General features: G+C 70.0%; 26 protein-coding genes and 1 pseudogene. 23 read left to right on the top strand and 4 right to left on the bottom strand.

The window, feature by feature from the left end; all coding sequences use genetic code 11:
• Positions 1-18 precede the first annotated feature (18 nt).
• The 22 genes from SSP24_RS03070 to SSP24_RS02965 all read left to right on the top strand — a co-directional run bounded on the left by SSP24_RS03070 (position 19) and on the right by SSP24_RS02965 (position 17,170).
• Entirely contained in the window at positions 19-1,272 is a 1,254-nt protein-coding gene (locus SSP24_RS03070; protein WP_141307177.1) for a phage major capsid protein, read from the top strand.
• 56 nt (positions 1,273-1,328) lie between these two features.
• On the top strand, positions 1,329-1,706 hold the full coding sequence (locus tag SSP24_RS03065) for a hypothetical protein (protein WP_141307176.1): 378 nt from the start codon (positions 1,329-1,331) through the stop codon (positions 1,704-1,706).
• Entirely contained in the window at positions 1,706-2,053 is a 348-nt protein-coding gene (locus SSP24_RS03060; RefSeq protein WP_141307175.1) for an SAP domain-containing protein, read from the top strand. The genes SSP24_RS03065 and SSP24_RS03060 overlap by 1 nt, the downstream gene beginning before the upstream one ends.
• 18 nt (positions 2,054-2,071) lie before the next feature.
• Positions 2,072-2,671, top strand: a complete 600-nt coding sequence (locus SSP24_RS03055) for a hypothetical protein (protein WP_141307174.1) — start codon at positions 2,072-2,074, stop codon at positions 2,669-2,671.
• Positions 2,668-3,015, top strand: a complete 348-nt coding sequence (locus SSP24_RS03050; protein WP_141307173.1) for a phage head completion protein — start codon at positions 2,668-2,670, stop codon at positions 3,013-3,015. The genes SSP24_RS03055 and SSP24_RS03050 overlap by 4 nt, the downstream gene beginning before the upstream one ends.
• A complete protein-coding gene (locus SSP24_RS03045; protein ID WP_141307172.1) occupies positions 3,008-3,349 on the top strand; it encodes a hypothetical protein in 342 nt (113 codons plus the stop codon). The genes SSP24_RS03050 and SSP24_RS03045 overlap by 8 nt, the downstream gene beginning before the upstream one ends.
• Entirely contained in the window at positions 3,349-3,546 is a 198-nt protein-coding gene (locus SSP24_RS03040) for a hypothetical protein (protein WP_141307171.1), read from the top strand. Before SSP24_RS03045 ends, SSP24_RS03040 begins: the two co-directional genes overlap by 1 nt.
• A gap of 5 nt (positions 3,547-3,551) precedes the next feature.
• The gene (locus SSP24_RS03035) at positions 3,552-3,929 is read left to right on the top strand and encodes an HK97-gp10 family putative phage morphogenesis protein (RefSeq protein WP_141307170.1); all 378 of its coding nucleotides are present in this window, start codon (positions 3,552-3,554) and stop codon (positions 3,927-3,929) included.
• The gene (locus SSP24_RS03030) at positions 3,926-4,354 is read left to right on the top strand and encodes a DUF3168 domain-containing protein (protein ID WP_141307169.1); all 429 of its coding nucleotides are present in this window, start codon (positions 3,926-3,928) and stop codon (positions 4,352-4,354) included. Before SSP24_RS03035 ends, SSP24_RS03030 begins: the two co-directional genes overlap by 4 nt.
• A gap of 19 nt (positions 4,355-4,373) precedes the next feature.
• On the top strand, positions 4,374-4,805 hold the full coding sequence (locus SSP24_RS03025; protein ID WP_141307168.1) for a phage tail tube protein: 432 nt from the start codon (positions 4,374-4,376) through the stop codon (positions 4,803-4,805).
• Between the two features lie 20 nt (positions 4,806-4,825).
• On the top strand, positions 4,826-5,233 hold the full coding sequence (locus tag SSP24_RS03020; protein WP_141307167.1) for a hypothetical protein: 408 nt from the start codon (positions 4,826-4,828) through the stop codon (positions 5,231-5,233).
• Between the two features lie 50 nt (positions 5,234-5,283).
• Positions 5,284-5,613 carry a hypothetical protein gene (locus SSP24_RS03015; RefSeq protein ID WP_141307166.1) on the top strand — a complete coding sequence of 110 codons (330 nt, stop codon included), beginning with the start codon at positions 5,284-5,286 and terminating at the stop codon, positions 5,611-5,613.
• A gap of 18 nt (positions 5,614-5,631) precedes the next feature.
• Complete coding sequence (locus SSP24_RS03010) at positions 5,632-7,683, top strand: phage tail tape measure protein (RefSeq protein WP_229864783.1); 2,052 nt, start codon at positions 5,632-5,634, stop codon at positions 7,681-7,683.
• 16 nt (positions 7,684-7,699) lie between these two features.
• Positions 7,700-11,602 carry a hypothetical protein gene (locus SSP24_RS03005; RefSeq protein WP_141307165.1) on the top strand — a complete coding sequence of 1,301 codons (3,903 nt, stop codon included), beginning with the start codon at positions 7,700-7,702 and terminating at the stop codon, positions 11,600-11,602.
• 9 nt (positions 11,603-11,611) lie between these two features.
• Positions 11,612-12,139 carry a hypothetical protein gene (locus tag SSP24_RS03000; protein WP_141307164.1) on the top strand — a complete coding sequence of 176 codons (528 nt, stop codon included), beginning with the start codon at positions 11,612-11,614 and terminating at the stop codon, positions 12,137-12,139.
• 64 nt (positions 12,140-12,203) lie between these two features.
• On the top strand, positions 12,204-13,112 hold the full coding sequence (locus SSP24_RS02995; RefSeq protein WP_141307163.1) for an N-acetylmuramoyl-L-alanine amidase: 909 nt from the start codon (positions 12,204-12,206) through the stop codon (positions 13,110-13,112).
• 2 nt (positions 13,113-13,114) lie between these two features.
• On the top strand, positions 13,115-13,471 hold the full coding sequence (locus SSP24_RS02990) for a hypothetical protein (RefSeq protein WP_141307162.1): 357 nt from the start codon (positions 13,115-13,117) through the stop codon (positions 13,469-13,471).
• Complete coding sequence (locus SSP24_RS02985) at positions 13,468-13,722, top strand: hypothetical protein (protein ID WP_141307161.1); 255 nt, start codon at positions 13,468-13,470, stop codon at positions 13,720-13,722. The genes SSP24_RS02990 and SSP24_RS02985 overlap by 4 nt, the downstream gene beginning before the upstream one ends.
• Before the next feature lie 115 nt (positions 13,723-13,837).
• Positions 13,838-15,052, top strand: a complete 1,215-nt coding sequence (locus SSP24_RS02980; RefSeq protein WP_141307160.1) for a helix-turn-helix domain-containing protein — start codon at positions 13,838-13,840, stop codon at positions 15,050-15,052.
• 121 nt (positions 15,053-15,173) lie between these two features.
• Positions 15,174-15,830 carry a hypothetical protein gene (locus SSP24_RS02975; RefSeq protein WP_174864577.1) on the top strand — a complete coding sequence of 219 codons (657 nt, stop codon included), beginning with the start codon at positions 15,174-15,176 and terminating at the stop codon, positions 15,828-15,830.
• A 108-nt stretch (positions 15,831-15,938) separates the two neighbouring features.
• On the top strand, positions 15,939-16,439 hold the full coding sequence (locus SSP24_RS02970; RefSeq protein WP_141307159.1) for a glycine-rich domain-containing protein: 501 nt from the start codon (positions 15,939-15,941) through the stop codon (positions 16,437-16,439).
• A 77-nt stretch (positions 16,440-16,516) separates the two neighbouring features.
• The gene (locus SSP24_RS02965; RefSeq protein WP_141307158.1) at positions 16,517-17,170 is read left to right on the top strand and encodes a class I SAM-dependent methyltransferase; all 654 of its coding nucleotides are present in this window, start codon (positions 16,517-16,519) and stop codon (positions 17,168-17,170) included.
• A 392-nt stretch (positions 17,171-17,562) separates the two neighbouring features.
• Here SSP24_RS02965 and SSP24_RS02960 read toward each other — a convergent pair.
• Positions 17,563-17,892, bottom strand: a pseudogene (locus tag SSP24_RS02960) (GTP-binding protein); the annotation flags it as partial.
• A 7-nt stretch (positions 17,893-17,899) separates the two neighbouring features.
• Positions 17,900-18,070, bottom strand: coding sequence for a 50S ribosomal protein L32 (rpmF, locus tag SSP24_RS02955; protein WP_141307157.1), 171 nt, complete (start codon positions 18,068-18,070; stop codon positions 17,900-17,902).
• 193 nt (positions 18,071-18,263) lie between these two features.
• On the opposite strand from rpmF, the gene SSP24_RS02950 reads away from it, so the two are divergent.
• Complete coding sequence (locus SSP24_RS02950) at positions 18,264-18,560, top strand: hypothetical protein (protein ID WP_141307156.1); 297 nt, start codon at positions 18,264-18,266, stop codon at positions 18,558-18,560.
• Positions 18,561-18,675: 115 nt separating this feature from the next.
• Here SSP24_RS02950 and SSP24_RS02945 read toward each other — a convergent pair whose 3' ends face one another.
• Both SSP24_RS02945 and SSP24_RS02940 read right to left on the bottom strand, forming a co-directional pair.
• Complete coding sequence (locus SSP24_RS02945; RefSeq protein ID WP_167529503.1) at positions 18,676-19,203, bottom strand: NUDIX hydrolase family protein; 528 nt, start codon at positions 19,201-19,203, stop codon at positions 18,676-18,678.
• A 24-nt stretch (positions 19,204-19,227) separates the two neighbouring features.
• Positions 19,228-20,421: an amidohydrolase family protein gene (locus tag SSP24_RS02940; protein ID WP_229864784.1), complete on the bottom strand. Its 1,194-nt coding sequence runs from the start codon at positions 20,419-20,421 to the stop codon at positions 19,228-19,230.
• Positions 20,422-20,454 lie beyond the last annotated feature (33 nt).

The following is a 20,454-nucleotide window of genomic DNA, read 5'->3' as shown; positions in this document are numbered from 1 at the left end:
CCAGAAGGGGACGGAGACATGACCACCCTGAAGATCCGCGAGCTGAAGAACAAGCGCAGCTCGCTCGGCCACGAGGCCACGGCGATCATGCAGGCTGCACAGGATGGCAACCGGGCCATGACGCCGGACGAGGAGACCAAGTTCGACGCGCTCATGGACGAGCGCGACCAGGTCGACCGCACCATCGAGCGGATGGAACGGCTCCTGGAGCAGGACCGCCAGGGGATCGACGATATCCCCGACGACGGCCGCCCGGGCAACCGCGGCGGCGCCGAGGCCGCCCGCATGGACGCCTGGAACGCCTACCTGCGCGACGGCCGCCCCGGCCTGACCGCCGACCACGTGCGCGCGCTCAACGCCGGCAACGACCCCGAAGGCGGGTTCCTCGTCGCGCCCGAGGAATTCGTCAACCGGCTCCTGGCCAACGTCGACGACCAGCTGCCGCTGCGCGGCCTGGCCACCGTCATGCGCCTGACGACCGCCGAATCCCTCGGCGTCCCAACCCGCGACGCCGACCTGGCCGACGCCACCTGGACGAGCGAGGTCGGCACCGGCAGCCAGGACGACGGCCTGCGCTTCGGCAAGCGCGAGCTGCGCCCGCACCCGCTCGCCAAGCGCGTCAAGGTCTCCCGCACGCTGCTGCGCAGGGCCTCGATGGACCCCGAGCAGATCGTCCGCGAGCGCATGGCCTACCGGCACGCCACCGCGCAGGAGAACGCGTTCATGACCGGCGACGGCAACCAGAAGCCGCTGGGCCTGTTCACCGTCGGCAACGCCGACCTCGGCGGCATCACCACCAGCCGGGACCGGCAGGTGCCGACCGACGGCACGCGATTCGTGAACGACGCCACCAACGGCTACGCGGCGGACGCGCTGATCGACGCCAAGTACGCGCTCAAGCCGCAGTACCACGCACGGGCGCGGTGGCTGTTCCACCGCCTGGTCCTGGCCGAGGTCCGCAAGATCAAGGACGCCAACGACCAGTACATCTGGAAGGCCGGCCTCGGCGACGCCCCGGACACCATCCTCGAGATCCCCCACGTCCTGTCCGAGTTCGCGCCGTCGACCCTGGCGGACAACGACTACATCGGGATGCTCGGCGACTTCTCCTTCTACTGGATCGTCGACGCCCTGCAGTTCGAGATCCAGCGCCTGGTCGAGCTGTACGCCGAGGCCAACCAGATCGGCTTCATCGGCCGCATGGAATCCGACGCCATGCCCGTGTTGGAGGAGCCGTTCATCCGGCTGCAGTCCAACGACACCGTCGCCTGACCCCGGCCGCCTGACCCACCACCCAGGCCCCCCGGCCAGGAAGGAAGCGTCCCGTCATGAGGACCGACATCAAGAACCACATCTCGGTGGCCCAGACCATCGCGCCCGCCGCGCACACCGCGACCGCCACCGGGACCGGTGTGGACCTGGCCGGCTTCGACGCGGCCGCCGTTCAGATCACCGTCGGCGCTGTCGCGAACAACGCGTTCTCCGTGGAGATCCAGGAGTCCGACCAGCAGTCCACCGGCTACACCGCGGTGGCCAACGCCGACCTCGACGGCACCGAGCCCGCCACGCTGACCGCGTCGACCACCACCCTGATCGGCTACCACGGCATCAAGCGGTACATCCGCGCCGTGGCCACCGACGCCGGCACCGGCGACGCCGTGTTCGGTGTCTCCGTCATCCGCGGCAACGGGCGGGTGAAGCCCTGATGCGCGTCCAGTTCACCCGGCCCGTGGCCAGCCCCGGCCTGTCCGCCAGCGCAGGGCAGATCCTCGACGTCCCCGAAGACGACGCCCTGGCGCGTATCGAGCTCGGCCACTGCGTGGCCGTCGACCCGGCGCCCAAGCCGCGCCTGCGTGACCGGCTGCCCGGCCGCCGCAAGAGCGAACCCAAGCCCAAGGCGGCCGAGGACAAGCCGCTCGACAAGCTCACCGTCGAGCAGCTCAAGGCGTACGCCGAAGAGCAGGACATCTCGATCCCCGAGGACGGCAAGAAGGCCGACATCCTCGCGGCCATCACCGAGGCCCTCGCCCAGCGCGCGGCCCCCCAGGAGTGAGCCAGGAGGTGGGGTGCCGTGACCTACGCCAACGCCAATGAGCTGCGGCTCTTCCTGCGGCACCCCGGCCCGTTCACGCCGGATGAGACCGCGCAGGCCGAGCTGCTGCTCGAGCTCGCCGAGGGCGAGATCGACGACGTCACCGGGCAGTCCCTCACACGGTCCACGGACACCGTCATCCTCGACTCGCCCACCCGACAGGACCCATGGCCCAACGCCCCGGGCACCGGCTCCTTCAAGCTGGTCCTGCCACGGTGGCCGGTGACCGCCGTCGAGTCGGTGAAGATCCTCAACGACACCGAGCCCGACGAGGTCCTCGTCCACGGCGCGGACCACGACTACACGTGGTCCGCGTCCGGCACGCTCACCCGCGTCAGCGGCTGGTGGCCCACGCGGGACCGGTCCGTGGAGGTCGTCTACACCGCTGGCCACGACCCCGTCCCCGCCGGCGCGAAACGCATCGAGCTGCGGATGGCGGCCGCCGCCTGGGGCAACCCGATGCTGCTGGCCTCGGAGTCCCTCGGCGACCACAGCCGCTCGTTCTCCGCCGAGGCCCTGGGCATGTCGCTGTCGGAGAAGGACCGCAAGCTCCTCGGCCTGTACCGGGCGCGGACATGATCGGGCACTGGCTCAACCGGCAGCTGCAGGTATGGCGACCCGAGGGCGAGCCGGACGGCCACGGCGGGGAGCGCATCACGTACGTACGTCAACCCGATGACGTACGCGCCAAGGTCGACCAGCCCAGCGCGAGCGAGCGGCTGCTGGCCGCGCAGACCGACTCCGAACACACCCACAGCGTCTACCTGCTGCCGACCGCCGACGTACGCCGAGGCGACGAGCTGCGCGACCCGGGCACCGGGGAGAGCTGGCGGGTGCTGTCGGTCGTCGGCCCGTCGACGGCCCGGTACCGCAAGGCCGAAGCGCAGCTGATCCAAGGAGAAGGAGAACCCGACGATGGCTAACCTCAACCTCGTCCCGGTGCCGGTCGCCACCGGCATCGCCGACGTCGCCGCTCAGGCTGTCGCCGCATCCGGCGGCGGCGATGCGGCCCCTGTCGGCCCCGGCCGCTTCCTGTACGTGGCGAACGGTGACGCCGCCTCGAAGACGGTCACGATCGCTACCCCCGGCACCGTCTCCGGTCTCGCGGTCGCCGACGCCTCACTGGTCGTCGCGGCCGGCGACCACGGCATCATCCCGCTGGCCAACGTCTACCGCGGCGCCAACGGTCGCGCCGCGATCACCTACAGCGCCGTCACGGGTGTGACTGTCGCGGCGTTCGAGCTGGGCAGCAGCTGATGGCCGAGCACGACCGCTCCGACGCACCGCGGCGGCCGCACGTCGCACTCGAGGCCCACGAGTGCAAGCAGCGCGCCGAGAATCCCGAACTGCCAACCACCGAGCGGCTGGTGTGGGCCATGCTCGCGGTCGCCGCCGAGCTGCACATCATCCGCAAGGAAATCCGAAAGGGTCAACGACCTGGACGAGGGGGGTGACGGCGATGGCACGCAGGGGACGGGTGACGGTGCGTGTCTCCGGACGTGACCGGCTGCGGCGCCGGCTGGAGGACCTCCCCGAGGACATCGGTCAGGCCCTGCGCAAGGGCGTGCGGGAGTCGGCGGAGGCCGTGCGCGACGACACGAAGCGGGGCGTGCGTGTCGACACCGGCAACCTGCGGGACAACGTCGGTATCGAGTACGAGGAGGACGGCCTGGTCGCCACTGTCGGGTGGCATGAAGATTCCGAGTACTACGCCGTCTTCCACGAGCGTGGCACTCGCAGTATCCCCGCCCAGCCCGCGCTCGGCCCGGCGCTGGAGCGCGAGCGGGCGCGGTACCGAGCGCGGCTGACGGCCGAGGTGCGGGCGGTGCTGCGGTGAGCCTTCCGGTACCGGGCCTGGCCGCGCTGCCCACCCGGGACGCCGTACGGGCGGCGCTGCTCGCCGACGCCGCGCTGATGGACATGGTCAAGGGTGTCCTGGACTGGGTGCCGGAGAAGCAGGCCTACCCGTACATCCACGTCGGCGAGTCCACCGAGACGCCGGCCAACGCCCACGACCGGCACGGCTCGGAGGTCCTGCAGACCCTGCACATCTGGTCGCAGTACCGCGGCTACGCCGAGGCGCTGACGATCGCCACCCGGGTCCTGCAGGCACTGGACCACCGGCCGTTGACGATCCTCGGGCACCGCTGGACCTGGACGCGGTTCGTGTCCCTGCAGACGCTGACCGACCCCGAGCCCCCGGGCAACATCCGGCACGTGCCGATGGACTTCCGGATCGGCTCCGAGGTCGATTCCACGTAACGATCAAGAGGAGGACGGCATGGCCGGCCTTGATGCTTTCGGCACCCAGTTCAAGCGCGACTCGACAGGCGCCGGCGCCTTTGTCGCGATCGCCAACGTCTCCGACATCTCCGGGCCCGAGCGCTCCCGGGAGGCCATCGAGGTCACCGCGCACGACAGCCCGGACGAGTACCGGGAGTTCGTGAAGGGCCTCAAGGACGGCGGCGAGGTCACGATCACGATCAACTACGACCCGGGCGACACCTCGCACTCGGCCCTCGACGGCGACTTCGAGGAGAAGGACCTGCGCGCCTACCAGGTGGTGATCCTGCCGGGCGATCCGGACGAGCACACCTGGGACTTCACCGCCCTGATCACCGACCTCGGCGACGCGTTCCCCATCGACGACAAGATGGAACGCGAGGCCACGTTCAAGATCAGCGGCAAGCCCACCCTGAACCCCACCGGCTGACACACACCAGGAGCTGAGACATGGGCAGCCTGAAAGAGCTGATCCGCCAGGCGCAGGACATCAAGACCCAGCGCGACGTCGAGATCCCCGAGTGGGGTATCACCGTCGACGTGCATGGCCTGCCGTCCGGGGACTGGGAGGCCTACCAGAACAAGCTCAACAAGCTGCGCTTTCAGGAAGGGCGCAGCGGCGCGGAAATGAACGTCCGCTCCAACCGGGCTGAGATCGTCGCCAAGTGCCTGTATGAGCCGGGCACCGACCAGCGCGTCTTCCCCGACGTGACCGAGGGCATCGCGATCCTGTCGAAGAAATCTCAGGGCATTGTGGACGGGCTGTTCACCCTCTGCCGTCACCTCAGCGGCGAGGAGCGCGACTTCAAGCAGAAGGTGAAGGACGCGGAGGGAAACTCCGACGGCGACCAGAGCTGAGACTCCTCTACGACCTGTCCGTCGCCTACCAGATTCCGCCGGGCGAGGTGATGGAACGGTTCACCGAAGAGGACATGGTGCACCTGGTCGCGTACCAGAACCTTTACGGGGTCATCACCCCCAACCGGCTGGACCTCGTCATCGCCCGCCTCGGCATGGACGTGGCCGCCCCTCACATGAAGAAGGGCAAGCGGCCCAGGCTGCGCGATCACCTCTTCGTATGGTCCCGCGCCAGCAGGCCGCGCCGCACCGGGCGGGACCTCCTGGAGGCGGTGCGGGGCATCCAGGCCGTCTACGACCGGCAGGCCGCCGACCAGCAGGCGGACCGCCGCCGGCGCCGCCGCAGGGCCGTACCGAGCGAACCGCCGCACAGCGGCTGACCAACCAGGGGGTGTGCGGTGGCGATCCTGGAAGAGCTCCTGGTCCGCCTGGGCGTGGACTTGTCGGGCACCGAGGGGGAGATCGACTCCAGCGCGGACCGGATCGACCAGGCGCTGGACGAGATCGAGGACTCGGCGCGATCCCTGGGCAACAGCGTGGCCGACGCTGCCGACGACACGGCGGCCGCGCTGGACGACGTGGCCGCATCTGCCGACGGCGTCGCGGGGGAGGCTGAGCAGGCGGCCGCGGGCGTCGAGGGCGCGCTGACCGGGATAGCCGCCGGGGCCGCGGGCGCCGCGGTGGGCGCGCTGTTCATGGAGGGCCTGAACACCGCTCTGGATATGACCACCGCGACCAGCACCCTGCAGGCCGGCTTCGGCCTGACCCAGGAGGAGGCCGCGCGCGCCGGCGACATCGCCGGCGAGGTGTTCGCCGCAGGATTCAGCGACTCCATCAGCGGTGCCGCCGACGCGGTGGGCAACGTGATCGGAGCCGTCGGCAATATGGGCGACTTCACCGACGCCGAGCTCAAGCAGATGACCCAGAGCGCGATCGTGCTGGGGGACGTCTTCGGGATGGACATCCCCGAAGCTGCGAACGCCGCGGGCGCGCTCATCAAGCAGGGCCTGGTCCAGGACGGCCAGGAGGCTTTCGACGTCCTCACCAAGGCCGCGCAGACGCTGCCCGCGTCGATGGCCGCGGACATCCCCGCCGTGGTCACCGAGTACGGCACGCACTTCAAGCGGATCGGTCTGGACGCACAGACCGCGTTCGGCCTCATGAGCCAGTTCGTCCAGGCCGGCGGCCGCGACATCGACCAGGCCGCCGACGTGCTGCACGAGTTTGCCCGCATCACCTCGGAGGAAACCGACCGCGCAGCCGAGGGGTTCAGGGCCCTGGGACTGGACGCGGACAAGATGCTCAGCGACATCGGCAAGGGAGGCAAGCCCGCAGCCGACGCGCTCAACCTGACCCTGGAAGCTCTGCGCGGGGTCAAGGACCCCGCGCAGCAAGCCCAGCTCGGCGTCGCGCTGTTCGGTGACATGGCCGGCGAGGCGGCCGGCGCACTGCTGGCCATGAACCCCGCAACCGCGGCCGCCGCCAGCGGCATGGACCAGGCGGCCGGCGCCGCCTCCCGCGTCACCCAGGGCATGGCCGCCAGCCCGGCCCAGCAATTCGATGCGATCATGCGCACGCTGTCGATAACGCTCGGCGAGTTCCTCGCGCCAATCCTGTCCGCAGTGGCCGGCTTCCTCGCCCAGCACTCCGGGCTCATCCAGGTCCTCGTCCCGATCATCCTCGCCCTCGCCGTGGGACTGGGGATCGCCGCGGTGGCACAGTGGGCCATGAACAGCGCCATGCTCGCGTGGCCCGGCACCTGGATCATCGCGGCCGTCCTCGCGGTAATCGCGATCATCGTGCTGCTGTGGAACCAGAGCGAGCGCTTCCGCGACATCGTGCTCGGCGTCTGGCGCGCCGTACGGTCCGGGATCGAAACAGCAGTGCTCGCCGTGATCCTCGCAGTCGGCTGGCTGTCCAAGCTCCCGGGAAGGGTGGCGGGCTGGTTCGGACAGATGAAGGACTGGGCGATCCGTAAGGCACTGGAGCTCGTCTCCTGGCTGCGCGGACTGCCCGGCCGGGTAAGCGCTGCGGTCCGCGGCCTGTTCAACGGGATCCCCGCAGCGTTCCGCGGCGCAATCAACTCCGTGATCGGCTCGTGGAACCGTCTCAGCTTCACGATCGGCGGCGGTTCGATCATGGGCGTCGACATCCCGTCCGTCACGCTGTCAACGCCGAACATTCCCTACCTGGCCGAGGGCGCAATCGCCACCGGGCCCACCCTCGCCATGGTCGGTGAGGGACGCGAGGACGAGGCAATCCTGCCGCTGTCCCGCCTGGACCAGATGCTCAGCAACAACGCAGCGGCCCCGTCTGTTCGCAAAGTTCAGCCGCAGCGCATGGACATCAGGTTCGTCAACGGCTCTGGTGACGCGTTCATGGACTGGCTGCAGAGCCGGATCCGGATCGACTTCGGCGGCGACGTCACCAACCTGAACACGACACGATGAGCAGGAGGAGGGGAACGTGGTCGCGTGGCCGTTCACCCTGACCGGGGAGATCCTCGTCGACGGCGCCTGGCAGCCGGTGAAGATGCGGCAGGACCCCACCGTCACCGTCTACCGCGGCCTGACGGCCGAGTCCAGCCAGGCCCAGCCGACCCGCGCCGAGGTCACCCTCGACAACGACTCGGGGGCCTACTCGCTGCGCAACCCGAACAGCCCCCTGTTCGGCAAGATCGGCCCCTACACCCCGTTCCGGCTGCGTGTCGCAGACCTCCCGCCGGACCCCGCACCGGTGATGGTCGACGAGTTCGACCGCACGGTGAGCGACGGCTGGGGCACGTCCACCTCGGGCAACACCTGGGTGATCCACGGCTCCACGCCGGCGTCGAACTACTCCGTCGCCGACGGCACCGGCCGCATCAACCTCGTGATGGACAGCGTCCCCTACATCCGCACCCAGGACGTCTCCCTGACCGACGTGGACGCCACCTTCACCGTGGCCACCGATCAGCGGGCACAGGACGGCAACGCCGAGAACGCCATCTTCGTGGCGTTCCTGACGCGCTTTGACCCGGTCCGCGGCGACGTCTACAGCTTCAACATCGGTTTCCGCGCGGACACGGGCCTGCCCGGGGATCAGGGCCTCAGGCTCGCGGTGAACGTTGTCAAGTTCATCGAAGGCGCCGGCAGCGTGGTGAACAACCAGACGTCTCCGCGGAACCTGACGTACATACCCGGCATCCCGGTGCGGGTGCGGGTGCAGTGCGTGGGCCCCAACCTGCGGATGCGGGTGTGGGCCGACGGGCAGCCGGAGCCCGAGGTGTGGCACTCCCAGGGCTGGGACGACACCATCACCGGCCCCGGGCAGATCGGCTTCCGCGCCTTCCTCAGCGCCGCCGACACCACCGCCCCGTTCCTGGTGCACGTAGGTGACCTGTCCGTCGCCGAGCCCGCCACCGACCCAGGGGTGACGCGGCTCTCCGGAGAAGTCACCTCCTGGAAGCCGCAGCGCGACCGCAGCGGCAACAACAAGACCACGGCCATCGAACCCGCCGGACTGCTCAGGCGGCTGAGCACCGGCCAGCCCGTGCTGAAGTCCCTGCTGCGGCGCCGGATTCCGACCCTGTACCCGCTCGCCTACTGGCCGTTCGAGGAAGGCGTGCAAGGCGACACACAGGTCGCCGACGCCACCCTGAACAGCAACGCCGGCGTCCTCACCGTGCGGGGGCTGGACTTCGGCCAGGAAGACACCCTGCTCGGCTCGGACCCGCTGCCGCTGCTCACCGACAACGCCGGCATGTCCTCCCCGGCCATCCCCGGGGAAGCAACCGGCTACTGGTCCGTCAGCATGCTGGTGAGGATCAACTCCGACGACTTCCCCACCGACAGCAGCGAGCACCGCATCCTGCGGTTCCTGACTACCGGCAGCAACGCCACGATCTGGGCGCTGTCGGTGCAGCTGGACGCCGGCAGCCACCGCATGCGGCTGCGGGCCTACGACAGTGACGGCGTCGAGCTGGGCAGCGTCACCACCACCCACGAAGCCGCCACAGCCAGCACGGACCCGGACGCGGTCGGGTTCCTCGACGGCTGGCGGCACATCCGCGTCCGCGTCGCCGAGAACGGCTCCAGCCTGAACTACGCCTTCGAGTGGCGGGACGACACCGACCGCAACTGGGGCAACAGCGCCACCCTCGCCTCCACCAGCGCGGGCCACGTGAACCGCATCGTCACCACCTTCGGCGCGGGCGTGAAGGGCATGGCCATCGGTCACCTGACGGTGTGGGGTGTGCAGTTCACCAGCGCCTACTACCACTCCGGAACCGCCTCCTTCGGCGGAGCGTCGTCCATGGCCGGGCAGCCCGGCCTGACCGCCCGCGCCTTCCTCGACCGCCTCGCCGGGCAGGAGAGCGTGGCCCTGCAGATCAACGGGGAGGGCTCCGAGCGGCTCGGCCCGTACCCGGCCGGCACCGCTCTGGAACTCGTGCAGGCCGCAGCGGACACCGAGATGGGGCTGCTCACCGACGCCCGCGACAAGCTGCAGCTGACCTACCAAACCCGCGACAGCCTCTACAACCGGCCCCCCGACCTGGTGCTGAACTTCGCCGACGGGCAGGTCTTCGACCCGTTCCACCCCACCGACGACGACAAGGACGCCCGCAACCAGTTCACCGTCAAGCGGCGGGAAGGCTCGGAGTACACCGCCGAACTCACCTCCGGACGGCTGTCCGTGCAGCCACCCCCGGACGGCATGGGCCCGGTACCCACCTCGCTCGAAACCATCGTGCACACCGACGACCAGCTGCCCGGACAGGCCGCGTGGCGGCTGCACGTGGCGACGATCGACCGCATGCGGGTCACCCAGCTGACGCTGGAAATGGCCAACGAGCGCATGCGCCCCCTCATCGACCAGGTCCTGCGCCTGGACGTGGGATCGCGCATCCAGATCACCGACACCCCCCACGAGTACACCCCGGACGGCTTCGACCTCCTCGTCCTCGGCTACAAGGAGACCTTCCAGACCGGCCGCTGGAGCATCACCTTCAACTGCCTGCCCTACGACCCGTGGACCGTCGGCGCGGTCGTGCTGTCTGAGGACTTCAGCGATACCGACTACGCGTTCTCGATCACCTTCGGCGGGAACGCCCCGTGGTTCCGGTCGCAGGCGCACTACAACTCCCCGTCGTGGTCGCTGCGGTCGGGCGCGATCGGCAACAACCAGACGTCGGACGCCGTGGTGGCGATCCCGCCCGGGGCGACGGAGCTTACGTTCTGGTACTGGACGAGCAGCGAGGCGGCCGGGCCCGGCTTCGAGGGGGACCGGCTGCTCGTCCTGGTCGACGGCGTGCAGGTGCTGCGCGCGCAGGGCACCACGCCGTGGACGCAGACCACGATCGATGTCACCGGCAAGAGCGTGGTGACCTTCCGGTACGCCAAGGACAACTCGGCGGCGGCCGGTGAGGACGCGGTGTACATCGACGACCTCACGTTCACGATGCCGGCGCCGATGAGGGTGGACGCCAACCCGGGCGGGACCACGCTCGCCCTGGCGTCGACGGCCACGGCCACGCAGCTGCTCGTGCACACGCCCGCCCCTACCGCGCTCGGCCCCACCCCGTGGATCACCTCCGAAGGGCCAGACCCGAACTACCCGGAGGACTTCCCGCTCGACATCCGCTTCGGCGGGGAGGTCGCACGCCTGCAGAAGTGTGTGCCGGCCGCGTGGGACACCTTCACCCGCACCGTGGCCAACTCGTGGGGCGCCGCCGACTCGGGGCTCCCCTGGGTGGACGCGGGCGGCGTCGCCTCGGACCGCTCCGTCAACGGTACGGCGGCGGTACTCACGCTGGCCGCGAATCGGGATGTCGTCCGCTTCCAGCGGATCGTCGCCAACATCGCCGACTGCGAGGTCCTGACGAGGGTCAGCGTCGACCAGATCGCCACCGGCGCCGCCCTGCTCCCGGCGATCCTGCTGCGCTACACCGACACCGCGACCTACTACCGGGCCCGGCTGCACTTCGGCACGGCCGGGACCATGGCCGTGTCGATCACCCGAGGCACCACCACCATCGGCACCACCCCCGCCCTGACCTACACCTACACCGCCGGTCAGTGGTTCTGGCTGCGGGCCCGGCTGACCGGGCACCGTGTCCAGGTGCGGGCGTGGCCCGACGGGCAGGTTGAGCCCGGTGTGTGGCACGCCGACCAGACCATCACCACCGACCCCATCAACTCGGGCCAGGTGGGGCTCGCTGGCAGTGCGTTCGCCAACAACACGAACGTCAACCCGCAGCTGCGGTTCGACGACTTCCGGATCCCGACGCCGCAGGTGATGACCGTGCAGCGCTCCCTCAACGGCGCCGTCAAGGCCCACACCGTCGGGACTGAGGTACGTCTTGCCCGGCCCGCCGTCATCGCCCTGTAGGAGGACCGCGTGACGTTCATCCCGTTCGCGGGCTGGCAGCCCGGCATGATCATCACCGAGGAGCGGGCCAACTCCTCAGCGCTGATCGGCCGGGTCGTGTTCAGCGCGATCAAGACCACCTCCCAGGCCATCACCAGCAACGGCAACCCAGTGGTCGCCAACGCCCTGAACTGGGACAACATCGTGACCGACCTGCTGGGCGGGTGGTCAGCCGCCCAGCCGTCACGCTGGACGCCTCCCATGCCCGGCTTGTACCAGCTGGACGGCTGCATCACCTTCAGCGGCCCAGCAGGAGCCGCCGGCGCCGTCCGTAACGCCGCCTGGTTCGTCAACGGCGCACTCGTCCTCGGCGGCAACAACAGAACCCCAAGCCCCGGAGCCACCGTGTCAGCGTGCGACGCCCGCTCCACACCAGTGCTCCTGAACGCCGGGGACTACGTCCAGCTAGTCCCCAGCCAGGACACCGGAGCGGACCTCGGCACCGCCACCGGGTCCTACATGCCGACCATGATCGTCACCTACAAGGGACCCGCATAGCCCCACCATCACCCCGCACGCCCCGAGCCGTCCGGCCGGGGCTTTCTGCATGTCTGGAGCACTCATGGCCACACCGCCCAGCGCAGCCAAGTTCGCCGAACTGCTGCGCGCCGAGGGGCTCACGGTCGTCGAGGTTGGCGACTGGGAGGACCACAACCGCAACCACGTGGGCCCGTGGGGGCCCGTGCACGGCGTGATGATCCACCACACCGTCACCCGCGGCAGCGCCACCACGGTCGACATCTGCCGCCACGGGTACGCCGAGCTGCCCGGCCCGCTCTGCCACGGCGTCATCACCAAGGACGGCCGAGTCCACCTCGTCGGCTACGGCCGGGCCAACCACGCCGGGTTGGGCGACGACGACGTCCTCCAGGCGGTCATCGCCGAACGTGCCCTTCCCGCCGACGACGAGGCGAACACCGACGGGAACCGGCACTTCTACGGGTTCGAGTGCGAGAACCTCGGCGACGGCGAAGACCCCTGGCCGGGGGTGCAGAAGGAGGCCATCGAGAAGGTGGCGGCGGCGATCTGCCGGCACCACGGGTGGGGTGCCGAGTCGGCGATCAGGCATCTGGACTGGCAGCCGGGCAAGGTCGACCCACGCGGGATCGACTGGGTGGCGATGCGCGCCCGGATCGCGAAGCGGCTCGGCAGCGCGCCGCCGAAGTCGACACCGCCGCCCGCGACGACGGTCGTCAGCCTGAAGCGGCTGCTCGCGGCCGCCCGCAGCAACCCGAGCCAGCCGGGCACGCCGGTGTCGTACAAGGGCGTGGCCACCGTGGAGGCCGCGCTGGTCGACGAGGGGCTGCTCGAGCGGCCGTACAGCGATGGTCACTGGGGGACCAAGACGACGCCGGCGTACGCGGCGTGGCAGCGCCGCTGCGGGTACCGCGGTGACGACGCGGACGGCATACCCGGCCCGGACAGCCTGCGCCGCCTGGGCCTGAAGCACGGATTCAAGACGGAGGACTGACCATGCAGAACCTCTTCATCAGCTTCTTGCGCACCGTGGTGCCGTACGGCGTGGCTCTGGTCCTCACCGCTACGGGCTGGCTGGGCATCCCTGTCGACAGCGAGGCCGCGGCCAGTGCCGTCGCCCTCGGCCTGGGCGCGGCGTACTACGCGGTGTTCCGCGGGCTCGAGGCCCTCGCCGAGCGGATGGCGTGGCGGCCGCTGCAGCTGGCCGCCGGGCTGCTGCTGGGGTGGGCGCGTCCGCCCCAGTACGAGAAGCCGGCCGTGCTGCCACTGCGGTTCCAGCTGGACATGGATGCGATGCAGAAGGACCTTGCTGCGATGCGGCGTGTCCTCGGCGTCGATGAGGACCGCCGATGACGGCGCCGCCGGAGCCTCCGAACGGTGTGGTCATCCGGTCGAGGGAGGTGTGGGACAAGCTGTGCGCGGTCGAGAACGCTGTCAACGAGATCCGCTCGGAGCTGAAGACGACCGTGAAGGACCACGGCAAGCAGCTCGATGACCTCACGCAGAGGGTCCGAGCCCTTGAGGAGGCGCGCTGGCGCGCGACCGGTGCCGGCGCCGTCCTGGGTGCTGCGGCCAGCCTCGCCGTCCAGTTCCTCGCCCGCTGAACCACGAAGCCCCCTGCACTGCCCTCTCGCAGGCTGTGCAGGGGGCGCTTCGTCATGCCCGGACCAACTTTTTGGCGCACGCTCTCGCGCTGCTCCGGCGGCGTACCGTGACAACGTGGCAAATGAAGACCTCGGGCGCACCCTCCGTCGCCTGCGCCGGCTGGCCTCCCTGACCCAAGAAGAACTGGCCGCCCGCTCAGGCGTATCTGTCGACGTGATCCGCCAGCTTGAGCAACGCCGCAAGCACTCAGCGCGGCTGCCCACGCTGCACGCCTTGGCCAACGGACTGGGAGTGGAACTGACCACGCTCCTGGGCGATCCACCCGCAGTCTCCTCAACTGGCGAGAACGATGGACCACGGTTTGTGGCCGTGCGCCGGGCCATCATGCCAGTGCTCTGGGGGCCGGAACCGGAGCCACCAGGGTCAGACTTCACCCTGGACAACCTTCGAGGGCAGATCGCAGACGGCTGGACGCAGTACCACGCCGCCGAGTTCGACACAGTGATGAAGGCCCTCCCAGACTTGATCTCTGACGCGCGCAGCGCCACAGCGTGGGGCGAAGACCACGAGCGCAGAGCGGGTTTCGCAGCCCTGGGCAAAGCACTTCAGCTCGCCGGACACGTCGCGGTGCGTATGGGGAAGACGGACCTTGCGCTGACGAGCCTGGAACGGGCCATAGATGCCGCTGGGCAGTCGTCTGACCCCCTGCTGCTGCCGATGATCGTCAACTCCACGGCATGGGCCTACCAGCGACAAGGTCGCCTGGAGGACGCATTGAGCATCGCTCTCCGCGCCGCCGCCGACATGGTTGCCGCTGGTCATGACGGAACCGCCGACGGGCTGAAGGTCTGGGGTGCGCTCACCATGAGTGCCGCCACGTCGGCAGCACGGAGCGGCGACTACGACCGAGCAGCGGCGATGATGGAGACAGCGGAGAAGGAGGCCGCTCGCCTCTCGAAGCTTCCCGAGGGCAGCGACAACCGCATGGTCAGCGTGTTCAGCCCTTCGTCGGTCCGTATCGAACGCGTCCGGCTCGCTGTCCAATACGGGCACCCGCACGACGCGCTGGCGCTCGCCAAGGGGATGCGACTCAGTAAGGACACCCCTCCGTCCTGGCGGACGTGGCTGCTGCTGGATGTCGCCCGCGCCCACACGGACATCGGGGACGCGGCCGGGGCGGTGAAGACCCTGGAATCCCTGCGCCGGGTGGCACCAACCTGGATGCAGCACCACACATTGGCCGTAGCGATCGTGCGTGATCTATGGGCGCTGCCCAACCACCCCCCCGGGCTCGGGGCGTTGGCGCAGTTCCTGGGGATCAACGAATAGCGTCGAAAAACTGGGACGCAACGTCCCTGTCACTCTGTGTAGCTCGGCGATTCCATAGCCGGACAGCGCCCCGGCGACCGCGAGAACGGCCCCGGGGCTTGGCCGACTGGTTGGAGTCGACATGGCGCACGGTACCGCCCCCGCCCGCAAACTGTCCGCAGTGCAACCGCTGGAGCCTGAGCCCGGCGTACTCGTACACCCCGCTTCTGACCGGCGACTGGCCGTCGAGCACTGGTTGCTGTCGACGGAGCCTCGCGAGCGTCACAGCCAGATCCGCGCCGAGTGGAATGAGTACGGCGTAGCCCTGCTTCCCCTCGGCACCCTGTTCTCTGCAGTCCGTCTCCCGGGCGCCCTCATCCAGGCACTGGCCCCGAGCCGCGAGCCGCAGGACATCGACCCGTTCCTCGAGGAGTCCCTCCAGGGCCCGGTCATCTGCGACCCTCGCGGCTCCCGCTACTACGCCCTGGTACCGGCCAGCGTGCCCCGGACGTGGCGGCAGGCCGTCGACGACTGGCGCACCCATGACGTGGACTGCCTGGGCCGTGACGCTTACCTGGGTGTCCCGCGAGTGGATGCCGTCGAGCCGCGGCCCAACGAGTCCTACTGGTCCGTGCCGATGCCGTCCGCCGCGATGCTGTGCCAACCGCTTCAGGTCGCCCGGCTGATCGCCGCTGGAGCCCACCGTCTGGCCGAGATCGCAGAACAGGCCGACGACATGCACGCGCGGCTGCGGTCCGCCGGCGTGCTTCTGGACCCCCCGCCCCGGCCCGAGCGCTGACCGCGCCGGTGGCGGGATGCCCGCCCGCCCCGTACCCCGTGAGCACCAGGGGCGGGCGAGTCTCATCGCCTCCGACCGGAGGCGGCCATCCACACCAGGAGGATTGACGTGACCGTAGCGTTAGAACGACCCGCCGTCCCCCGCACCCGGGATCCGCAGGAGCTGCTCAACGCAGTCGCCCCGCACATCACGGAACTCACCGTCAACATCTTCGACTCGGGCATGAGCCTGTGGGACCGCGAGATCGCACTCCTGCTGCGCGACCACACCATGGTCCGCGACATGGCGGAGCGGATCCTCGGCAACGCCGTCATGTACGTCATGGGCTCCATCGAGAACCCGGACGTACACCTCGGCGTCGGCAAGCTCGTCGACATCGGCGTCCACCAGCTCATCCTCGACACACCCGTCTGGTGGGGCATCTGCCGCCTGTACAACGGCGGCCGGTTCAAGCACCACGCCCCGTTCATCGAGCGCCGTAGCGACGGCCTGTGCCTGCGCACCGGCGAGTTCCTGAAGAGCCAGGGCTGGGCGATCGACGAGGAGCTGTGGGCCATCGACGGGGCGGAATGCTCCCCGTGCGACGACAAGGTCCCCGACAGCCACTGAGCCCGCTACAGTCGCCCCTGCCCTCACGCACCCCGGAGGGCGGGGGCTCCCTCGCACCGACGACTAGAGGATCAGCAGTGCCTGTACCGCACGACATCCCCGCCGAGACCGAACTCTGGGACATCTACGCCAAGAGCGCGTTCGACGCCGAGGCAGAGCCCTCGTTTTGCTGGACGCAGTACGCCGGCCATGGGCCGGGGCAGGAACTCCTGGGCTCGCCCGAGTCCGTGCTGGAGATCGGCTGCGGTACCGGCCGCGCCCTGGCCCACCTTGCGCAGCAGGGCGTGAAGGCCACCGGCGTGGATCTCTCGCCCCGCATGGTGCAGCTGGCCGGTGAGCGGTGGTCGCCGCTCGGCGTCCGGATCGAGCAGGCGGAAGTCCTCGACTGGCTCGCCGCCGACCAGGCCCGCTACGACGCCGTGTATTCCATCTTCGGCGCGGCGTGGTTCACCGACCCGTCCCGCCTCTTCCCCCTCGTGCGTGCGCGCCTGACCCCGGGCGGCGTGTTCGTGTTCTCCCAGCCACCGGCGATCCCCGGCGCATACGGGCCGCAGGGCATGTACAAGGGCGGCTTCGCGGGCAAGGCGATGTTCACCTACCGGTACAGCTACAAGCCCGCGGTGTGGGAGCGGCACCTGCACCGGGCCGGGTTCGCAACCACCGAGGCTCGCATCATCGATGCTCCGAAGGCTGGGCACATCGGCACGCTGATCGTGCGCGCCGAAGCCTGACCCCTGAAACCGGCCCCGCTCGTCTGCTTCCCCCGTGGCAGATGGGCGGGGCCCTCGCTCTCCGGCCCGGCTCCGGCCCCGATGGCCGCTCGGCGGAAGAGGTCGGCGAGCCTGACGGCGGCGGCCGATCACCGGTTCGTCGGGCGCGGTGGGACGTGACATCTGTCCACCATCTCGACGCAATGATCAGTTGTGATTCGGGTCAACTCTAATTTGTGTGATCTTGAAGTGGGTGGGTGCCACATCGGAACCCCCTCCGTAGACGGCCCGCTCCAGGTCCAGCTGCCACGCGGAAGGGGCAGGGTCGCGGCACCCTCGGCCTCCGGGCCGGGGGTGCTGTCGTACGTGCTGGGCGGCCGATGCCCCTCAGGAGTGAATTGCGGGCCTCAGTGCGGTATCTGCTCGGAAATGCCGGACGACTCGATCAGGAGGTGGTCGAAGCGGCCCTCACGGGCCAGCCGGTCGACCTCCTCCAGCAGGTCGTCGCGCAGGGTGCAGCAGATGCAGCCGTTGGTCATCTCGACCAGCCGCTCCTCCGTCCGGGACAGCGCGGCCTCGCCGCCGCGCACCAGCGCCGCGTCGATGTTGATCTCGCTCATGTCGTTGACGATCACGGCGACGCGCAGCCCCTCGCGGTTGGCGAGGACGTGGTTGAGCAGCGTGGTCTTGCCCGCCCCGAGGAATCCGGACAGGACGGTGACGGGCAGTCGGTCGTACGGCATCCGCTGCTCAGCCCTCGGGGCGCAGCAGCCCGCGCTCGTACGCCTTGACCAGGTGCTGCGGCACAAGGTGGCGGACGCCCTCGATCGTGACCGGTACCAGCTGCGGGGTGCTCGCCTTCCACTGGGCGCGGCGGTGGCGGGTGTTGCTGCGGGACATCTTCCGCTTGGGGACAGCCATGGAACGTCCTTCCTCGGTGCGTTTGCACCGCGACGCTACATGAAAATGGATCCCATTACTAAATGCTGGCTCGTGCGGGTTGAGGAACCCTTGGCCTGGACGTGGGTGTGCGATGGGTCGCGCGAGGAGCAGGATTGGGCCAGTGGCGCAAAACGTCCAACGCGGCCGACGGATTCGGCGGAAAGAGGCATCCATGACTACCGCGCACGCAACCCACTCCGATCACACCCACGAGCACGGCGAGGGCTGCGGCCATGTTGCGGTCCCGCACGCCGACCACGTGGACTACGCGCACGACGGCCATCTGCACCGCCTGCACGACGACCACGTCGACGAGTGCGAGCCCGCGGGGCACGCCCGCCACGGGGACCACTCCCACGAGCACGGCGAGGGCTGCGGCCATGTGGCCGTGCCGCACGGCGACCACGTCGACTACGTGCACGACGGCCACCGGCACGCCACCCACGACGGCCACTGGGACGACCACTGATCCGTCCCGACCCCGCCGCCGGTCTCACCGGCGTGCGCGGGCCCGTCTCTCACACGGTGGGCCGATGAACCGCGGCTGAAGCGTCACCGGCGGCGCGCCGCGCCGGAACGCACCCTCAGAGCGCCAGCCCCACATGAGCCAGCGCCTGCCTCAGCAGCACCCCGTGCCCGCCCGGCATCTCGCTCTGCACCGCCTCCGACGCGGCCTCCTGCGGGCTGAACCACACCAGGTCCAGCGCGTCCTGCCGGGGCCGGCAGTCGCCGGTCACCGGCACGACGTAGGCGAGGGACACCGCGTGCTGACGCGGGTCGTGGTACGGCGTGATGCCGTGGGTCGGGAAGTACTCGGCGACCGTGAAGGGCTGGAGGGAGGCCGGGATCCGGGGGAGTGCCACGGGGCCGAGGTCCTTCTCCAGGTGCCGCAGCAGGGCGTCCCGGACCCGCTCGTGATGCAGGACGCGGCCGGAGACCAGGGTGCGGCTGACCGTCCCGTCCGGTCCGATGCGCAGCAGCAGCCCGATGCTGGTGACTTCACCACTGTCGTCGACGCGCACCGGCACCGCCTCGACGTACAGGATCGGCATGCGGGCGCGCGCCATCTCCAGCTCGTCGGGGCTCAGCCAACCGGGCGTGGTCTCGGTCATGTCAGACATTGCTTGATCATACTTTCAGGTGTCGTCGGAAAACCGGTAGACCCGGCGGGCGTTGTCCCGCCCCGCCCATCGCACGATCCGCAGCGCGTCGGGCAGGCTCAGCTCGTCGGTGTCGACCCGCTCCTGGAGCAGCCCGGCCAGCCCCCGCCGGAAGGCCAGGGCACCCAGCAGGTGGAACTCGGCAACACCGTAGGCGTCGGAGCTGTACAGCAGCTTGCGGAACGGCGTGATCTCCGTCGCTTCGGCCAGCACCGCCCGGGCCCGGCTCGGCCCGACGTGGTGCAGGGCGAGGCCGACGTCGAGGTACACCTGCTCGAACACGGCTGCGAGATAGGCGGCCTGGCGCTGGTACGGCCAGCAGTGCAGCAGCATGACCGGGATCGTGCCGGACGTCAGGTGCAGCCAGTCGGTCAGGTGGGTGGGGTCCGAGCGGTGCAGCCGGATGTCGTTGTCGCCGAAGCCGGTGTGCAGCTGCAGGGGGAGCCCGAGGCCTACGGCCGTCCACAGCAGGTGCCGTACGAGAACCGGGTCGGCCAGCCGGCCGCCGCCGCGGGCCAGCCAGCGCCGGGCGGCCTCGGTGACCTCGCCCTCCGTGGGGCGGGCCGGGTCCAGGTCGAAGCCCGTGCGATAGGCGGCCACCGACTTCACCGCCACCACACCCGGCTGCCGTACCGCCTCCCACGCGGCCGCCTCGAACGTCCGCGCGTACTCGCCCGGTTCAACCTCCGCCGCCGCCACCGCCTCGGCGACACTTTCCAGCCGTACGACTTCATACGCGACAGCACCGGCACCGGCGGCCTCGGCCAGCTGCTCCGGGGTGGTGAGGCCCTCCGGGGTGTACCCGGTGTCGACGCAGAACACCTCGGTACCGGCGGCGGACAGGAACCGCCGGTTCACCTCGTCCGCGCCCAGCTCGGCGCGGCGGGCCACGTACTCGTCGGCCGGGGCGTGGCGGGGCAGGTCCAGTACGGGCGCGCAGTGGCGGCGGACGGCGATGCCGACGGGGCTGTCGAAGGGCGAGATGCCGGGCCACGGCTCACCCTCGGTGAGCAGCGACTCGAAGCCCGGCAGGTCGAGGTCGGCGGTGACGACGCCGTGGCAGTGGTGGTCCACGAGGGGCAGCGCGGCGAGCGCCTCCGCGACCGGGCCGGTGGTGGGCGGGGCGGGACGTCCGGTGGTGCCCATCTCCGTACGTCCGGTGGTGCTCATCTCCGTACGTCCGGTGGCGCTCAATTCAGTACG

The organism is Streptomyces spinoverrucosus, assembly GCF_006539505.1.
GTDB lineage: Bacteria > Actinomycetota > Actinomycetes > Streptomycetales > Streptomycetaceae > Streptomyces > Streptomyces spinoverrucosus.
Note: the sequence above shows the minus strand (reverse complement) of the source record. Positions and strands in the feature narration are given on the sequence as shown.

What these genes read in the sequence shown, in the direction of transcription:
- SSP24_RS03070 (WP_141307177.1), top strand. Translation starts at nt 19, where the DNA reads ATGACCACCCTGAAGATCCGCGAGCTGAAGAACAAGCGCAGCTCGCTC.
- SSP24_RS03065 (WP_141307176.1), top strand. Translation starts at nt 1,329, where the DNA reads ATGAGGACCGACATCAAGAACCACATCTCGGTGGCCCAGACCATCGCG.
- SSP24_RS03060 (WP_141307175.1), top strand. Translation starts at nt 1,706, where the DNA reads ATGCGCGTCCAGTTCACCCGGCCCGTGGCCAGCCCCGGCCTGTCCGCC.
- SSP24_RS03050 (WP_141307173.1), top strand. Translation starts at nt 2,668, where the DNA reads ATGATCGGGCACTGGCTCAACCGGCAGCTGCAGGTATGGCGACCCGAG.
- SSP24_RS03045 (WP_141307172.1), top strand. Translation starts at nt 3,008, where the DNA reads ATGGCTAACCTCAACCTCGTCCCGGTGCCGGTCGCCACCGGCATCGCC.
- SSP24_RS03040 (WP_141307171.1), top strand. Translation starts at nt 3,349, where the DNA reads ATGGCCGAGCACGACCGCTCCGACGCACCGCGGCGGCCGCACGTCGCA.
- SSP24_RS03035 (WP_141307170.1), top strand. Translation starts at nt 3,552, where the DNA reads ATGGCACGCAGGGGACGGGTGACGGTGCGTGTCTCCGGACGTGACCGG.
- SSP24_RS03025 (WP_141307168.1), top strand. Translation starts at nt 4,374, where the DNA reads ATGGCCGGCCTTGATGCTTTCGGCACCCAGTTCAAGCGCGACTCGACA.
- SSP24_RS03020 (WP_141307167.1), top strand. Translation starts at nt 4,826, where the DNA reads ATGGGCAGCCTGAAAGAGCTGATCCGCCAGGCGCAGGACATCAAGACC.
- SSP24_RS03015 (WP_141307166.1), top strand. Translation starts at nt 5,284, where the DNA reads ATGGAACGGTTCACCGAAGAGGACATGGTGCACCTGGTCGCGTACCAG.
- SSP24_RS02995 (WP_141307163.1), top strand. Translation starts at nt 12,204, where the DNA reads ATGGCCACACCGCCCAGCGCAGCCAAGTTCGCCGAACTGCTGCGCGCC.
- SSP24_RS02990 (WP_141307162.1), top strand. Translation starts at nt 13,115, where the DNA reads ATGCAGAACCTCTTCATCAGCTTCTTGCGCACCGTGGTGCCGTACGGC.
- SSP24_RS02985 (WP_141307161.1), top strand. Translation starts at nt 13,468, where the DNA reads ATGACGGCGCCGCCGGAGCCTCCGAACGGTGTGGTCATCCGGTCGAGG.
- SSP24_RS02975 (WP_174864577.1), top strand. Translation starts at nt 15,174, where the DNA reads ATGGCGCACGGTACCGCCCCCGCCCGCAAACTGTCCGCAGTGCAACCG.
- rpmF (WP_141307157.1), bottom strand. Translation starts at nt 18,070, where the DNA reads ATGGCTGTCCCCAAGCGGAAGATGTCCCGCAGCAACACCCGCCACCGC.
- SSP24_RS02950 (WP_141307156.1), top strand. Translation starts at nt 18,264, where the DNA reads ATGACTACCGCGCACGCAACCCACTCCGATCACACCCACGAGCACGGC.
- SSP24_RS02945 (WP_167529503.1), bottom strand. Translation starts at nt 19,203, where the DNA reads ATGACCGAGACCACGCCCGGTTGGCTGAGCCCCGACGAGCTGGAGATG.
- SSP24_RS02940 (WP_229864784.1), bottom strand. Translation starts at nt 20,421, where the DNA reads ATGAGCACCACCGGACGTACGGAGATGGGCACCACCGGACGTCCCGCC.